We start from the raw sequence: 15,566 nt of genomic DNA, 5'->3' as shown, positions 1-15,566 counted from the left end.
GTTTGATCAAATTTTGACGAGTCAGATCTGTTCTGGCAAGCAGGGAATGGACTGACGCCCCTCAATTTGGGCCGATTATATGCCCGAGGCGCAACCCGGGGGCAACTGGCCTCGACTGCAGATCAACCGTTCCATTCCGCTGCGGCGGCTGCTTTTATCCTGCCAGAGCGGCAGATTGCGGCGCTGTGCCACAGCGTGAGCCGGGCCCCTCCGGGCCGCGCCAGGGCCCTGACCGGCGTCAGACCGAAAGCGCCGAGGGCGGATTGCCGAGCAGCCGCGCCAGCCGGTCGAGCCCGGCCTCGAATTCATCGGGCGGCAGATGCGCCGCAATCGCCAGGCGCACGGCATTGGGGGCGCGGCCGCCGACCAGGGCATATTCATCGGCCGAGCGCAGCAAAATGCCCTCGGCCTCGGCCTCGCGCCCCAGCGTCGAGGCGCGCCAGCCCATCGGCAGGTTCAGCCAGACAAAAGGCACCGTGGCCTGCCAGGAGATATCAAATCCGCCGAGCCGGTTCACCATCTGCTGGATCCGCACCTGGAATTCAGCCTGAACCCTGGTGCGCAGCTCTGCCGCCGCGCCTGAGCGGAACAGATGCAGCATCATGCCCGAAACCGGGCGCGACAGCGCGAAAAAGCCATATTGTGCCGAAAGCCGCCCCGCCTCGCCAAGGCCGGTCGGGCAGATCACATAGCCAAAGCGCAAAGCCGCTGACAGCGTTTTCGAGACGCTGCCGACCAGCCAGACCCGCTCGGGCGCCAAAGCGCGCAGGCTGGGGATCTCGCTCATCGCCACGGTATAGCAATCATCCTCAAGAATTTGTAGATCATAAGTTCTTGCAATGGCTGCGATTTTCTGGCGCCGCTCCAGCGGCATCCGCCGGTTGGTCGGATTCTGCGCCTCGGTGGTCAGGCAGAGCACCTGGGGGCCATAGCGGCGGCAGGCGGCCTCCAGCGCCTCGGGGACCATGCCATCGGCATCGATCTCAATGCCCACCACCTCGGCCCGCGCCGCGCGCGCAGCATAGCGAAAACCGGGATAGGCCAGTTCTTCCAGCAGCACCACCGGGCGGTCACCGCGCAGGCAGCAGTCAAAAACCAGCCCCACCGCATTCTGCCCGCCATGGGTCAGCATCACCTCATCAGCGGTAGCCGGGCCGATAATACCGCCCTGCAGCCAGTCGAGCACCGCCTCGCGCAGCGGATATTCACTGCTCTGACTGGTATAATCGAGCCATGCGGCGGTTGCCGCCTCGCTGCTCAGCGCCTGCAAAGCCGCGGCAAAGGCCTTGCCCTGCCCGACTTCCGGCACACGCGGCGCGCGCAGATCGACGAAGCCGCTGCCAGGGGCCGGCCGCTCGATGAACAAAGGCTGCGAAGGGCCAAGTCTGGGCTGGGCCGAGGCAACGAAAGTGCCGCGCCCGACCGTAGCCTCGAGCAGCCCCTCCTGGGTGGCAAGCTGATAAGCCCGGGCAACGGTGCCCGGGGTCAGCGACAGCCGCCAGGCCAGATCGCGCACGGTCGGCAGCTGGGTGCCGGGCGGCAGCTCTCCCGAACGCACCGCCTCGCGCAGCGCCCGGCTGAGGCTGAGATATTTCGGACCGCTGAAGGCCGTGAGGTCGGGGGACCAGGTTGTATCAGGCACAATATCACGCTGGATTTGAGAATTGGTCTATTGTACTTATAAATGTACGCGAGAAACAGTTTTGTATCAATACAAGGTTTGCATCATGGCGCAGCTGAAAGGAAGCTCCCTCCCCGCCCTCCCCGCCTTGCCGGTCCAGGGCCCGCTGACAGCCCGGCTGCTGATCGGCCTTGCCATGCAGATCACCCGTTTTGATGAACGCCGCCGCTCGCGCCGCGCCCTCTCCCGGCTTGATGATTATATGCTGCGCGATATCGGCATCTCGCACGCAGCGCGCGAGGCGGAAATTGCCAGGCCGTTCTGGCGCGCCTGACGCCGGTGCCGCCCCCTGTCCGTACCCCCCTGGCGCCGGTTCTCCGGCGCCTTTTTTTAAGTCCCGCCCTCACTCCTGCCCCGGCTGGCGTGGCTGATCTGCTGCACAGGCCCACCCCGGATCCATGCGTCGCCCCCGCCCATACCGGGCAAAAGAAAAAGGCGCAGGGTTGCCCCCGCGCCTTTTCCTGAATTCGCAGTAAGAAGCGGATCAGCGCTTCGAGAACTGGAACGAACGGCGAGCTTTTGCTTTACCGTATTTCTTACGCTCAACCACACGGCTGTCGCGGGTCAGGAAGCCAGCGGCTTTCAGAGCAGCGCGCAGTTCCGGCTCGTGCAGCTGCAGAGCTTTCGAGATGCCGTGCTTGACAGCGCCGGCCTGGCCCGAGAGACCGCCACCGGCAACGGTAGCCATCACGTCATACTGACCTTCAACATTCGCAACCTGGAACGGCTGACGCAGGATCATCTGCAGCACCGGACGGGCGAAGTAGAGCGAATAATCGACATATTCGCCTTTGTTGTTGCGGATCAGGAACTTGCCCGAGCCCGGCTTGACCCAGACGCGTGCGACAGCGTCTTTACGCTTGCCGGTTGCATAGGCGCGGCCCAGCGAGTCACGCACTGCGGTACGCGGAGCAGCCTCAGCAGCAGCTGCCGGAGCAGCGGTGCCAACAGCGGCTTTCAGATCGTCGAGAGACTTGATATCGGCCATCTGAATTACGCGCTCCGGGTGTTCTTAGCGTTCAGCGGCTTCACGTCGAGGACGGCGGGCTGCTGAGCTTCATGGGGGTGGTCAGCGCCGGCGTAAACGCGCAGATTGGTCATCTGCTGACGGCCCAGACGATTGCGGGTGATCATGCGCTCAACAGCTTTGGTCACGACGCGCTCGGGATGCTTGCCTTCCAGCACTTCGCGCACGCTGCGCGACTTGATGCCGCCCGGGTGGCCGGTGTGCCAGTAGTAACGCTTATCATCCCGCTTATTGCCGGTCAGCTGGATCTTCTCAGCGTTGATGATGATGACGTTATCACCCATGTCCATATGGGGGGTGAAGGTCGGCTTGTTCTTGCCGCGCAGGATATTGGCGACGATCGTGGCGAGGCGGCCCAGAACGACGCCCTCAGCGTCGATCAGGATCCACTTCTTCTCGATGTCCGCCGGGGTAGCGGTAAAGGTTTTCATCGGTGATTCCAGTTTGGAGTCTGGCAAGGGTTGCCCCTCGCGCTATTAAGATGCTGGCTTTTCGCAGAATGCCCGGCATCGGTCAAGCGCAGTGAAAAGCATAATACATATACATTTCAATGCGTTACAATTTGGGGTTAAATAATACCCCAAATCTTTTGCCCATTTTGCTGCCTTCAGCGCAGCCGGGGCGGTTTGGCCGGGTCAGAACCAGGGGCGACAGGCTGGCGCGGAGCGGTTGCTTCGGGGGCGGCGGGCTGCGGCAGATCAAAGCGGGTGGCCACCCGGGCCAGGGCAGGCAGCGCCGGATCTTCGGGCGCGAGGAAAGCGACATCGATCTCGCCCGCCTCGATCCCCGAGAAGACCAGCGCCTCACGCGCCGCCGCCGCCAGCGCCGGTTCCGCCGCCGCCCGGGCACCGATAAAGGCCAGGATATGGCCCTGGCGCCCGCCGTGATATTTCACCCCGGCCAGGAGCGCCGCGCTCGCCAGCCCCGGCATCAGCGCCAGCTTGGCCTTGAGGCCATCGGTCAGCGCCGCAGGCGCAGCGGCGGGCAGGAAGGCCTCGGGGCGGGCCAGGGTCTCTTCGGGGGCGGCATCAAGCGTCTCGGCCAGCCAGTCCATCGCCTCGGGCGGCAGGAGCATTTCCGAAGGCGCACAGCCAAGATTGACGCCCAGACCGATGCCCTGCCCCTTCAGCAGCCCGGCGATCACCCGGCCCGGCAGCGCCGCCCAGGGCGCAACCCCGCCGGTAAAGCCCGAGAGCCGCTCTTCCAGATCAAAGACCAGCACCATCGGCCCGGTTTCCAGCTCAAAGATCTTGGGCTCAAGCGTTTCGCCCTGCGCCTCACGCGCGAGCAGCAGATAAAGCTCACCATCCGCCAGCCGCTCGTAAAACCGCAGCCGCGCCGCGTCATCCTCGGGATCGGCTGAAACGGCGGCATGGGCCATATCAAGAGGGGTCAGGATCTCGCTCATCGGGGGGTTACTCCAGCACGGCGCGGACGCGGGCCCGCAATTGGGGCAGCAATTCCGCTTCAAACCAGGGATTGCGCTTCAGCCACCCCGTATTGCGCCAGGAGGGATGGGGCAAGGGGAAGCTGCCGCTTTCCGCCCTGGCGCGCCAGTCGGCCACCAGATCCGCCACCTTTCCCGGGCCGATATGCCAGCGCATCGCCGCGCCGCCGACCGCAAGCGTCAGCCGCAGCTCCGGCAAAGCCGCCATCACCCGCAGACGCCAGGTGGCCGCACAGATCGCCGGCGGCGCCAGATCGGCGCCTTTCGCATCATAGCCGGGAAAGCAGAAGGCCATGGGCACGATTGCGATCCGGTTCTGATCATAAAATTCGGCCTCGCTCAGCCCGAGCCAGTGCCGCAGCCGCGCGCCCGAAGCATCGGTAAAGGGCCGGCCCGAAGCCTGGACCCGCGCGCCCGGCGCCTGGCCGGCGATCAGCAGCCGCGCCCCGGGCCTGAACCAGGGCACCGGGCGCGGCGCGTGCCGGGTCGCGGTCCGGGCGAATCGCTGCGCACAGAGGCGACAGCTGCGGATCTCATCTGAAAGGCTCATGGCAAGATATATAGCGCGGCGAGGCTGCCTGACAAAGCCCAGGCCGCACGCGCGCGCCCCCCGCCAGCCCGGCCCGCTTGTTTCAGGCCCCATACCTTTATTCAGACCCTGCCCCAGGCCCGAAAATCAGCCCGGCGCGGCAAAGCCGCCTGTCCGGGGCAACGCACCTGCCCCGGCAGCTGCGCGCCGACCGCGACCCCGCTGCAACAGGGCCGAACAATCCCACCGGCTCAGTTGCCCGTGCTCAGGCCGCTGGTCTAAGCCCGGGAAAAGTCCTCTCCGGTTGCTGATGGTTGCCGATGTACAGAATCTCGCCCCATGTCCGCTCCTTCGCGCTGGCTTTGCTCGCAGGTGTTCTGCTCGCCACGCTCTGGGTCAATGCCGATCCGGCAAGCTATTACGATTTCATCGAATGGCGCATTGCCGATCTGGTGCTGCCGGGCTGGATCTGGCAGGGCACGGTCTCGCTGACCGCCTTCATGATCGTCACCGATATGCTGATGGCGCTGTTCTTCTTTGTCATCGGCAAAGAGCTGTGGGAGGCCATGGTGCTGGAGCGCGGCGCGCTGGCCGGCAAACGCGCCTTCCTGCCGATGGGGCTGAGCTTTGGCGGCCTCGCCGGGGCGGCGCTGGCCTGGCTTTTGCTCTCGCTGCTGATCGAGACCGCCGAGGAGGCGGTGCCCGGCGGCGGCTGGACCGCGCCGCTTGGCACCGATGCGCTGCTGGTCTGTCTGTTTGGCCGCGCGGTCTTCGGCTCGCGCCCGGCGCTGCATCTGGTGATGCTGATCGCCATTGCCACCGATATTTTCGCGCTGCTGCTGCTGGGGTTCAGCAAGGCCGAGCTTAATCTGCGGCTGTTGTGGCTGCTGCTGCCGCTTGGCGCGGGGCTGCTGCTGCATCACCGCTATGGCCGCCTGCCCGGCCCTGGCCTGTCGGAACGGGCGCGCCGCGCCGGGCAGAGCCTGCTGCCCTGCCTGGTCGCGGGCGCTTTGTGCTGGTTTGGCGTGGCGGCGGCGGGCATGCCCGCTTCGCTCGGGCTCTTGCCGCTGATCCCGGCCATTGCCCATGCCGAGCGCAGTTTTGGGCTTTTTGCCGAGGCCGAGAGCTTCCTGATCGATCCGCTGAACCGGCTGGTGCGCCTGCTGATCTGGCCGGTGATGGTGATCCTGTTTCTGTTCGGACTGATCCGGGGCGGCATCGATTTTGCCGCTTTCGCCCCCACCACTCTGGTCATGCTGGGCAGCCTGTGGCTCGGCCGCCCGCTTGGCATGATCCTCGCCCTGATCGCTTTGGCCAGCGCCTTTGGCGCGCGGCTGCCGCGTGGCCTCGCGCGGCGCGATCTGCCGCTGGCGATCCTTCTGCTCTCGATGGGCTTTACCGTACCTGCGGTGGCGATTGAGGCCTCGCTGCCGGGCGGGCTGATGCGTGAGGCGGCGCGGATGGGTATGGCGATCAGCCTGCTGGCCGGTCCGCTGGCGGTGCTGCTGGCGCGTCTTATGCCGCGCCATCGCCCCGCGAACAGCTGATCTGCGCCAAACTTCAGCCAGATTTCCCCGTCATCACCGGCTGAAGACAACAGGCACCGCCCCGGCTGCGCTCTGTTGTCACTGCCATGTAGCTGTTAGGCTGCGGCGTGGCTTTGTGTAATCCGGGTGATGGGCGCGATGATCGAATTTGACCAGGTCTCAAAATCTTTCTGGACCGGCACCCGGCGCAAAGTGATCCTTGACCGCGCCTCTTTCCGGGTTGAGCTTGGCACCTCGCTGGGCATTCTCGCCCCCAATGGCACCGGCAAGACCACACTGATTCAGATGATGGCCGGGCTGGAAAAACCCGATGAGGGCCGGATCAGCAAAACCTGCCGCGTCTCATTCCCGCTGGGGTTCATGGGCGGGGTGAATGGCAAAATGTCGGCACTCGAGAACAGCCGCTACATTGCCCGGCTCTACGGGCTGGATCCCGATTATGTCGAAAGTTTCTGCCGCTGGGTCTGTGGCCTTGGCGAATATTTCGAAATGCCGCTGGCCACCTATTCCTCGGGCATGCGCTCGAGGTTCAATTTCGCGCTGCTGCTGGCGCTGGATTTCGATATTTATCTGATTGATGAGGGCATGCCCTCGACCAATGATATTGAGTTTAACCGCAAGGCCGGCACTTTGCTGCGCGAGCGGCTGAGGAATGCCACCGTAGTGGTGGTGTCGCATTCGCCGCAGACCCTGCAGAAATTCTGCCGCCAGGCGGCGGTACTGCGCAATGGCCAGCTTTATATGTTCGACACTCTCGAAGAAGCGAAACGCCTCTATGATTATGCTTAAGGCCGTACGCTATAATATCCGCGGCCGCGATCCCGTCACTGCCCGGCCCGCGATGCGTATTGAGCGCCGCGCCAAAACCGGCACGGCGGCGGCCGCAGCTGCCGCGCCCGCCGCTGCCAGCGCTGAGCCTTTACTGTTTGACAATGACGAGGATGGTTTCGGCCCGGAAGGCTTTGCCACCGCCGGTCAGAGCAGCCAGACCAGCCCGGCCGCGGCACCCGCCCCCCCGGCTGAGGCTGCCGCCAGCCCTGATACACCGGCCCGCGATCCGGGGCAGATTGCCGCCGCGCTCGAGGCGATCCGCGCCGAGGGGCTGACCGGGCGGCAGCTGCGCAATGCCCGGCGGGTGGCGCAGCGCCATGAGATCAGCGCCGCCTCGGATATCGACGCCGTTCGCCTGCTGCGTCAGGCCGGGATCGATCCGTTCCAGCGCGGCGCGATGCTCGATATGGTCGAGCCAGAGGAAAGCAGCGCGACCGGGGCGTCCGGGGCGGCCCGGCCTGACCCGGCGGCCAGCCCCGAGGGGCAGAGCCGCGCCCTGACCGCCCTGAACGGCGAGCCACAGCGACTGCCGCAGCCCATCAGGCCCGGGGCCGCCACGCCCTCGCCCGAGGCCCGCGCCGAGGTAAACCATGCCGCTGAGATCCGGCGCATGCAGCAGGATATTGCCCGGCGGCGGCGGCGCAAACTCTCGCTGCTGTTCATGCGGCTTTTCATGTTCGTCCTGCTGCCGACCCTGTTCACCGGCTGGTATTTCGCCTCGGTGGCCACCCGGCAATATGGCACCAAATCCGAATTTGCCGTGCAGATGGCGGAAAGCCCGATGGCGGCAGGTGGTATGGGCGGGCTGCTGCAGGGCACTTCTATGGCCACTTCGCAGGATTCGATTGCGGTCCAGGGCTATCTGCAGTCGCGTGAGGCGATGCAGCGGCTCGAGGCCGATGTCGGCTTCCGGCGCTATTTCACCGGCGACAATATCGATCCGGTGCTGCGCCTCGCACCCGATGCCGCTTTTGACGCCGGATATAAGCTCTATCGCAGCCATCTGAAAATCTCATACGACCCTTCGGAGGGCATCATCCGCATGGAAGTGATCGCGCCCGATCCCGAAATTTCGGTGAAATGGTCCGAGCAGCTGATCTCTTATGCCGAGGGCCAGGTCGACCAGCTGACCCAGCGGCTGCGCGCGGATGCGATGCGCGGCGCGCGCGAGAGCTATGTCGAGGCCGAGGCGGCGGTGGTTGCCGCCCAGGAGCGGGTGGTGGCGCTGCAGGAGCGGTTCAAGATCCTGTCCTCCGAGGCCGAGCTGTCGCTGCTGACCCAGCAGATCTCGGCGCTGGATACCCAGCTGATCCAGGAAAAGCTGGCGCTCGCCCAGATGGAGGGCAATGCCACCCCCAATCCGGCCCGGATCGAGCCGGTGCGACGGCGGATCACCATTCTGGAGAATGAAATCTCGCTGCTGCGCAAACGCCTGACCGAAGGTGAGGATGGCTCGACCTCGCTGGCGCAGATCCAGGGCCAGCTGCTGGTCGCCCAGGCCGATGTCGAGACCCGGCAGATGATCCTGGCGCAGTCGCTGCAGGCGATGGAAAACTCGCGCATCGAGGCCAATCGCCAGACCCGCTATCTCTCGACCTCGGTTTCGCCGATCGCGCCCGATCTGCCCTCTTATCCCAAAGTGTTTGAAAACACCCTGGTGACCATGCTGATCCTGCTCGGGATCTATCTGATGATCTCGATGACGGTGGCGATCCTGCGCGAACAGGTCTCCTCGTAAAGCCTGCTCTGCGGCGCGGCCTGATCCCCTGCGCCGCGCCGCAGAGCCAGGGGATCAGGCCACCTGGCCCGCCGCCCAGCCCGAGGACCAGGCCCACTGGAAGTTATAGCCGCCGAGCCAGCCGGTGATATCAACCAGCTCGCCCACCACAAACAGGCCAGGCACCGCCTTGGCCTGCAGGGTCTTCGCATCCAGCCCATCGGTATCGACGCCGCCCAAAGTGACCTCAGCGGTGCGGTAGCCCTCGCTGCCCACCGGCATCAGCCGCCAGTCGCGCAGCCCCGCCCCGATCCGCTCCAGCTCCTCGCCCGACAGTTCGGCCAGTGGCCGCACCGGCCCGAGGCGCTGTGCCAGATGTTTCGCAAGGCGCTCGGGCAGGAAACTGGCCAGAGCCGTGCCGATACCGGCCGCGCCGTTCTGTTTCTTGAAGGCCTTCAGCATCCCGGCCGGATCCCCGCCCGGCAGCAGATCGACCGAGACCGCCTCGCCCTCGCGCCAGTAGCTTGAGATCTGCAGCACCGCCGGACCGGAGAGGCCACGATGGGTGAACAGCATCGCCTCATCGAACCGGGTCTTACCGGCAGCGATTCGCACCGGCAGCGCCACCCCGGCCAGCGGCCTGATCCAGTCCAGCTCCTGCTCGGCAAAGGTCAGCGGCACCAGAGCGGGCCGGGTCTCGGTCACTGCGAGGCCAAAATCGCGTGCGATTTTATAGCCATAGCCGGTTGCCCCCATTTTCGGGATCGATTTGCCTCCGGTGGCGAGAATCAGTGATTCGCAGCTTTGCAGCCCGCGATTGGTGGTGATTCGGAAGCCCTGCGAATCGCGTGAAATCTCACCCGGCTCGCAGCCCAGCCACAATTCCACCCCCGAATCGCGCAGCTCTGCCAGCAGCCAGTCGACGATCTGCTTTGCCGAACCATCGCAAAACAGCTGCCCGAGGGTCTTTTCATGCCAGGCAATGCCGGCGCGATTGATCCGCTCGATGAAATCCCATTGCGAAAACCGCTTCAGCGCCGACAGCGCGAAACGCGGATTGGCGCCGAGAAAGCGCGAGGCCTCGATGCCGGTATTGGTAAAGTTGCAGCGCCCGCCGCCCGAGATGCGGATCTTTTCTCCTGCTTTTGCAGCGTGATCGATCAGCAACACCCGCCTGCCGCGCCGACCCGCCTCAATCGCCGCCATCATTCCGGCAGCGCCAGCCCCCAGCACCACCACGTCAAAGGTGAGAGCCATTTGAAAACTCCTGTTTTTTTCTCATCCCCCCCTTGCAGCCCCCGGACCCCTTATGTAAATACCCGCTCACGGTTGGGGCGTCGCCAAGTGGTAAGGCAGCGGTTTTTGGTACCGCCATTCCCAGGTTCGAATCCTGGCGCCCCAGCCAATCTTCTCTGCAAGTGCAGGGTCTGATTGGATAACCGTAATACGAAGCTCAGACCAGATCTGAACTTCAGGATTGGGGCGTCGCCAAGTGGTAAGGCAGCGGTTTTTGGTACCGCCATTCCCAGGTTCGAATCCTGGCGCCCCAGCCAATCCTCATAAAAACAGATCCGTAATACCGCGCGCAGCCCTCAGCTGCGCTTTTGTCATTGCCGCATCTGTCCCCGGCCTGCCCTGGCCGCCTGTTCTGGCCGAAGCGCCCGGCTGAACACGTTCACGTGCCGGTGACCTCGCCCTGCACCGCTGTGATCCCGGCCCGCTCTGGTCTATGAACCGGCAGACTGGATTTCGTCTTTCACGAGGGCAGATTATGAAAAAATCAATTATTGCCGCAGCACTGGTTTCCGGCGCCGTCGCGGCTGGCGCGGCTTTTCTGCTGCTTCGCACCGACGGGTCTGCGCCTCAGGCCATGGCGCAATCCGGCAGGCCAGCGCCCGCCAGCCGCCTTGTCGATCTCCGCATCCCCGCGCGTCTTTCTGCTGCGGCGGAAGCCGGCGAGGCCGCCTACAACCAGTTCTGCGCCTCATGCCATGGCGTGAATGCGGCAGGCCAGGCCGATACCGCGCCGCCGCTGGTGCATGTGATCTATGAACCCTCGCATCACGGCGATCTATCCTTCGTCCGGGCGGTGAAACAGGGCGTGCGGGCGCATCACTGGCAGTTCGGCGACATGCCTCCGGTTGTGCCTGCGCCCTCGGAGGATGAGATCGCCCTGATCATCGCCTATATCCGCGAGCTGCAACGCGCCAACGGCATCAACTGACGCGCCGCCAGAGCGGGGGCAGGCAATGCCTGTCGCTCTGGCACAATCTGCGGCGGTGAATAGAGACCCGCTGGTTAAAACAGCCAGGCCTTACGGCCCGGCGCTGCGGCAGCCCCGCCCCCCTCTGGTAAGGGGAGTGCCGGGCTTTGCAAAATTACCCCCTGCCACCGCTTGCAGCCCCTTTACCGCAGGGACAGTTACTTACTCAGCCGCGCACCTGCCCCCTGATCCGCTGACCGCGCGCATAGCTTCGCAGCCCTTGGCGCCATGAGCAGAGGCCCTCGCTGAAGCCTGCGCCATCTTCCGCCACCCCATCAGGTGAAGAGATGGCCCCCAGGCCTGGGATAGCGCTTGCGTTGCAGCCTGCGGGAGTATCTGTGAGCGAATACTGCAACCAATGAGAATCAAACATGAAAATTCTTTTCGCCCTCGCCCTGATTGCCCCGCTGGCCGCCTGCAGCACCGCTGACAAGGTCGCCGATACTGCCAATACCGGCGCAAAGACCGCAGGCACCATTGCGGTGATCGGCGCGGTTGCGGCCGGAGCGGCAACCGTGGCTGCGGCAGCGGCGGGCGGCTGACCCGGCCCAAAGCGCCCGGACCCGTGCTCCGGGCGCATACCCTGCCCCTGCCGGCGCGCCCACAGGGAGCCCCTCCTGCTGCCGCCGGGGGATGACAGAGGGTAAACCGATGCTGATTACCGATCTCAGCAAGGCACCGCCTGCCCCAAGGATCGCCCGGACCTGCCCGCCCGGCACCAGAACGCCGGTACCAGACCTCCCGGCCACGGCGTTTCCCGGGCGGCCACCCCCTCCCGCGGGACCAGAGCGCAGCAGCCAGAGCCGGTCACGCCCGCTTTTCCCAGCACAATGATGTCAGAACACCGGAGCAGGCCCGGGTTCAGCCAGTCGTGGCGTTACATTGCCGTCACCCGGTTCGAACGGGCCCTGGCCTGCGCCGTAGCCCTTCACATAAGCCGTCATCTGGCGGATGGCGATGATGATGCTGGCCGGTTTGCCCCGGCTCACCTGACCGATACCGCCGAAGGGCTGGATTTGTCAGGCTTCATGCCGGGAAGCAGGTTCAATGAACCCGGGGGCACCTTTTAACATCAAAAAGCCCCGGTGCGAAACCGAGGCTTTTCAACTGAATAGATGGTGGGCGATAACGGATTTGAACCGCTGACATCTTCGATGTGAACGAAGCGCTCTACCGCTGAGCTAATCGCCCGATGAGGGGCTTTTAGCCAGGCGCGTCGTCCTGCGCAACCCCTTCTTTCGCCTCTTTTAATTTTCCTGGTGCAGATCTTTTCAACTTCAGCGTCAGCAATGTGCCACCGGATTTCTCAGTGCGTTTCACCTCTCTGAACTTCCCCAGCCCGGCGAGGTTTACCGCATCACCCCGATCAAGCGCCGCGCCGATTTCGGCCAGCACCGCCTCGGTCACCTCGCGCGCGGTTTTCTTTCCGGCACCACTGCGGCCCTGGCTGACCATGTCGATCAGTTCCTTGAGCCGCAGCCCGCCCTCCGCCGCTTCCGGCGTGCTGTCTGCAGCTTTTGCGCCCTGTTCTTTCGCCCAAGCCCCGGCCGCGCCAGATGTCTTTTTACCCGCCATATCATCCCCTCTGCACCAGGCCCCTGCCCGCAGCGCAGCCTGCACCCGCGCCCAGGATCCTGGCAAATCAAATCGGAATGCCTCTGGCCAATATAAAAGCGCGGCAGATACACTGCCGCGCTTTTCAGATTTTACCAGCCGATCAGATCAGGCACCCTGGCCCGGCCTGTTGTCGGCCAGGCCGTCAATGCGCGACCTGGGCCGCATCGCGATTGCCCGAGGCGCGGGCAGCGGCAGCAGCTTCTTCTGCCGCCTCATCCCATTCCACCGGCTCGGGCTGACGCACCAGCGCGCGGGCCAGAACCTCGCGCACATGGGTCACCGGCACGATCTCCAGCCCCTCTTTCACATTGGCCGGGATATCCGCGAGGTCTTTCTCATTCTCTTCCGGAATGAAGACGGTGCGGATACCGCCGCGCAGGGCTGCGAGCAGCTTTTCTTTCAGCCCGCCAATCGCCATCGCATTGCCGCGCAGCGAGACCTCGCCGGTCATGGCGATATCTTTGCGCACCGGGATGCCGGTCAGCGCCGAGACAATCGCGGTGACCATGGCCAGACCGGCCGAGGGGCCATCCTTGGGCGTCGCCCCGTCCGGCACGTGGACATGGATATCCGTGGTGTCGAATTTCGGCGGCTTAACCCCGAGCTGCGGCGAGATCGAGCGCACATAGCTCGATGCGGCGTCAATCGACTCCTTCATCACCTCGCCAAGCTTGCCCGTGGTCTTCATCCGCCCCTTACCGGGCAGTTTCAGCGCCTCGATATGCAACAGATCACCGCCGACCGAGGTCCAGGCCAGGCCCGTCACCACGCCGACCTGATCCTCTTTCTCGGCCAGACCATAGCGGAAACGCTTCACGCCGAGATAGGCTTCGGCCCTGGCCTCATCGACCTCGACGCTTTTCACCTCGCCCTTCAGGATCGAGGTCACCGCCTTACGCGCCAGTTTCGCCACTTCACGCTCAAGGTTACGCACCCCCGCCTCGCGGGTATAGTAGCGGATCACGTGATCCAGCGCCGCATCCGTGACCGAGAATTCGCCTTTTTTCAGACCATTGGCCTTCACCTGCTTTGGCAGCAGATACTGGCGGGCGATCTCGCGTTTTTCATCCTCGGTATAGCCCGAGAGCGAGATGATCTCCATCCGGTCCAGGAGCGGGCCGGGCATGTTGTAGCTGTTGGCCGTGGTCAGGAACATCACATTCGAGAGGTCATATTCGACCTCGAGATAGTGATCGACAAACGTGCCGTTCTGTTCCGGATCCAGCACCTCAAGCAAAGCGCTGGCCGGATCGCCACGGAAATCCTGGCCCATCTTGTCGATTTCATCGAGCAGGATCAGCGGGTTGTTGGTTTTGGCCTTTTTCAGCGCCTGGATAATTTTGCCAGGCATCGAGCCGATATAGGTCCGGCGGTGGCCGCGGATCTCAGATTCGTCCCGCACGCCGCCGAGCGAAATGCGGATGAACTCACGCCCCGTGGCCTTGGCAACCGAGCGGCCAAGCGAGGTTTTACCGACGCCGGGCGGGCCGACGAGGCAGAGGATCGGGCCTTTAAGCCTGGTCGAGCGCGCCTGAACCGCCAGATATTCGACGATGCGCTCTTTGACCTTCTCAAGGCCAAAGTGATCGGCATCGAGCACCTTCTGGGCGGCGGGCAGGTCTTTCTTGACCCGGCTTTTCACGCCCCATGGCACGCCCAGCAGCCAGTCGAGATAATTGCGCACCACCGTGGCCTCGGCCGACATCGGCGACATCGACTTCAGCTTTTTCAGCTCGGCCTCGGCCTTTTCCTTTGCCTCTTTGGACAAAGCGGTTTTGCTGATCCGCGCTTCCAGTTCGGCAATCTCATTCTGGCCCTCGTCGCCATCGCCGAGTTCCTTCTGAATGGCCTTCATCTGCTCATTCAGGTAATATTCGCGCTGCGTCTTCTCCATCTGGGTTTTGACGCGGGTCTTGATCTTTTTCTCGACCTGCAGGACCGAAAGCTCACCCTGCATATGGCCATAGACCTTCTCAAGCCGCTCGGCGACATTGAGGGTCTCGAGCAGCTCCTGCTTCTGGGCCACATCAACCCCGAGATGACCGGCCACCAGATCGGCCAGACGGGCCGGCTCGCGGGTTTCCGATACCGCAGCCATCGCCTCTTCGGGGATGTTTTTCTTGATCTTGGCGTAGCGCTCAAATTCCTCGCCCACCGCGCGCAGCAGCGCATCGACGGTTTCCTGATCACCGGGCTGCTCTTCCAGCGGCTCGGCCAGGGCTTCGAAATACGAGTCGTTCCCGACAAATTCGGTGATGCGCACCCGGGCCTTGCCCTCGACCAGCACTTTCACCGTGCCATCGGGAAGCTTCAGCAGCTGCAGCACATTGGCCAGCACGCCAGAGCGATAGATCCCGTCCGAAGTCGGGTCATCCACAGTCGGATCAAGCTGGCTGGAGAGCAGGATCTGACGGTCGTCCTGCATCACCTCTTCCAGCGCCCGCACCGATTTCTCGCGGCCAACGAACAGCGGCACGATCATATGCGGGAACACCACGATGTCGCGCAGCGGCAACACGGGATAGCTGAGGGGTCTGGATTCGTTCATAATTCATCCTTCCAGGCGGCAGAGGGTGTGGTCCCGTTCATCGGCGGCCATCGCCCTCTCCTCGGATCACGGCATTATCTGTGGTGCCGTTCAGTTCTTTTCAAGCGCCCGGCTGGGTCACAGAGGGGCCAGTGTGGCGAAACTCCCGGGCCGCTGCAAGGCCGATCCGTCCGGACAAACCCTGCATTCAGGCCCGCAAAACCCGATCCTCCGCCGCCCGCGGCCGTCCGCGCGATGGTGCACTCCGGCAGCGGATGCCGGCGGCACAAGCCCATGGCAAAACGGTACCAGGCATTGATCCCGGGGATGACCAGGGACAGCCCCCTGCGCGCGCGGGTCAAAACCAGGCTCAGACCGCC

15 protein-coding genes and 3 tRNA genes are annotated in these 15,566 nt (G+C 64.1%); 8 read left to right on the top strand and 10 right to left on the bottom strand.

Annotated features, from left to right (window positions below; genetic code table 11):
- Positions 1-238: 238 nt before the first annotated feature.
- Positions 239-1,642: an aminotransferase-like domain-containing protein gene (locus tag H0485_RS04915; RefSeq protein ID WP_226934239.1), complete on the bottom strand. Its 1,404-nt coding sequence runs from the start codon at positions 1,640-1,642 to the stop codon at positions 239-241.
- A gap of 85 nt (positions 1,643-1,727) precedes the next feature.
- Between H0485_RS04915 and H0485_RS04910 the strand changes: the two genes are divergently transcribed.
- On the top strand, positions 1,728-1,955 hold the full coding sequence (locus tag H0485_RS04910) for a DUF1127 domain-containing protein (protein ID WP_226934238.1): 228 nt from the start codon (positions 1,728-1,730) through the stop codon (positions 1,953-1,955).
- A gap of 210 nt (positions 1,956-2,165) precedes the next feature.
- On the opposite strand, the gene rpsI is transcribed toward H0485_RS04910, so the two are convergent.
- The 4 genes from rpsI to H0485_RS04890 all read right to left on the bottom strand — a co-directional run bounded on the left by rpsI (position 2,166) and on the right by H0485_RS04890 (position 4,705).
- Entirely contained in the window at positions 2,166-2,669 is a 504-nt protein-coding gene (gene rpsI / locus H0485_RS04905) for a 30S ribosomal protein S9 (protein WP_226934237.1), read from the bottom strand.
- Between the two features lie 5 nt (positions 2,670-2,674).
- Positions 2,675-3,139: a 50S ribosomal protein L13 gene (rplM, locus tag H0485_RS04900; protein WP_226934236.1), complete on the bottom strand. Its 465-nt coding sequence runs from the start codon at positions 3,137-3,139 to the stop codon at positions 2,675-2,677.
- Between the two features lie 176 nt (positions 3,140-3,315).
- Positions 3,316-4,104 carry an SseB family protein gene (locus H0485_RS04895; RefSeq protein ID WP_435531480.1) on the bottom strand — a complete coding sequence of 263 codons (789 nt, stop codon included), beginning with the start codon at positions 4,102-4,104 and terminating at the stop codon, positions 3,316-3,318.
- Between the two features lie 19 nt (positions 4,105-4,123).
- Positions 4,124-4,705 carry a uracil-DNA glycosylase family protein gene (locus tag H0485_RS04890; RefSeq protein WP_226934234.1) on the bottom strand — a complete coding sequence of 194 codons (582 nt, stop codon included), beginning with the start codon at positions 4,703-4,705 and terminating at the stop codon, positions 4,124-4,126.
- 299 nt (positions 4,706-5,004) lie between these two features.
- Here H0485_RS04890 and H0485_RS04885 point away from each other — a divergent pair, with 299 nt between their 5' ends.
- From H0485_RS04885 to H0485_RS04875, 3 genes are all read left to right on the top strand, one after another.
- Complete coding sequence (locus H0485_RS04885) at positions 5,005-6,231, top strand: Na+/H+ antiporter NhaA (protein WP_226934233.1); 1,227 nt, start codon at positions 5,005-5,007, stop codon at positions 6,229-6,231.
- Between the two features lie 138 nt (positions 6,232-6,369).
- On the top strand, positions 6,370-7,020 hold the full coding sequence (locus H0485_RS04880; protein WP_226934232.1) for an ABC transporter ATP-binding protein: 651 nt from the start codon (positions 6,370-6,372) through the stop codon (positions 7,018-7,020).
- Positions 7,007-8,800, top strand: a complete 1,794-nt coding sequence (locus H0485_RS04875) for a KpsE/RkpR family capsule polysaccharide export protein (RefSeq protein ID WP_226934231.1) — start codon at positions 7,007-7,009, stop codon at positions 8,798-8,800. The genes H0485_RS04880 and H0485_RS04875 overlap by 14 nt, the downstream gene beginning before the upstream one ends.
- Positions 8,801-8,854: 54 nt before the next feature.
- Here H0485_RS04875 and H0485_RS04870 read toward each other — a convergent pair whose 3' ends face one another.
- Positions 8,855-10,036: a BaiN/RdsA family NAD(P)/FAD-dependent oxidoreductase gene (locus tag H0485_RS04870; protein ID WP_226934230.1), complete on the bottom strand. Its 1,182-nt coding sequence runs from the start codon at positions 10,034-10,036 to the stop codon at positions 8,855-8,857.
- 73 nt (positions 10,037-10,109) lie between these two features.
- Between H0485_RS04870 and H0485_RS04865 the strand changes: the two genes are divergently transcribed.
- The 4 genes from H0485_RS04865 to H0485_RS04850 all read left to right on the top strand — a co-directional run bounded on the left by H0485_RS04865 (position 10,110) and on the right by H0485_RS04850 (position 11,584).
- Positions 10,110-10,184, top strand: a tRNA-Gln gene (locus tag H0485_RS04865).
- Between the two features lie 73 nt (positions 10,185-10,257).
- Positions 10,258-10,332, top strand: a tRNA-Gln gene (locus tag H0485_RS04860).
- Between the two features lie 218 nt (positions 10,333-10,550).
- Positions 10,551-11,003 carry a c-type cytochrome gene (locus H0485_RS04855; RefSeq protein WP_226934229.1) on the top strand — a complete coding sequence of 151 codons (453 nt, stop codon included), beginning with the start codon at positions 10,551-10,553 and terminating at the stop codon, positions 11,001-11,003.
- Positions 11,004-11,413: 410 nt separating this feature from the next.
- Positions 11,414-11,584 (top strand): hypothetical protein, encoded by a 171-nt coding sequence (locus H0485_RS04850; protein ID WP_226934228.1) that lies wholly within the window; start codon positions 11,414-11,416, stop codon positions 11,582-11,584.
- 294 nt (positions 11,585-11,878) lie between these two features.
- Here H0485_RS04850 and H0485_RS04845 read toward each other — a convergent pair whose 3' ends face one another.
- The 4 genes from H0485_RS04845 to lon all read right to left on the bottom strand — a co-directional run bounded on the left by H0485_RS04845 (position 11,879) and on the right by lon (position 15,207).
- Positions 11,879-12,031, bottom strand: a complete 153-nt coding sequence (locus tag H0485_RS04845; protein ID WP_226934227.1) for a hypothetical protein — start codon at positions 12,029-12,031, stop codon at positions 11,879-11,881.
- A 127-nt stretch (positions 12,032-12,158) separates the two neighbouring features.
- Positions 12,159-12,233 (bottom strand) — tRNA-Val (locus H0485_RS04840).
- A gap of 12 nt (positions 12,234-12,245) precedes the next feature.
- Positions 12,246-12,617 (bottom strand): HU family DNA-binding protein, encoded by a 372-nt coding sequence (locus H0485_RS04835; protein WP_226934226.1) that lies wholly within the window; start codon positions 12,615-12,617, stop codon positions 12,246-12,248.
- 184 nt (positions 12,618-12,801) lie between these two features.
- Complete coding sequence (gene lon / locus H0485_RS04830) at positions 12,802-15,207, bottom strand: endopeptidase La (RefSeq protein ID WP_226934225.1); 2,406 nt, start codon at positions 15,205-15,207, stop codon at positions 12,802-12,804.
- Positions 15,208-15,566 lie beyond the last annotated feature (359 nt).

Source organism: Pseudogemmobacter faecipullorum (assembly GCF_020539525.1).
Lineage (GTDB): Bacteria > Pseudomonadota > Alphaproteobacteria > Rhodobacterales > Rhodobacteraceae > Pseudogemmobacter > Pseudogemmobacter faecipullorum.
Note: the sequence above shows the minus strand (reverse complement) of the source record. Positions and strands in the feature narration are given on the sequence as shown.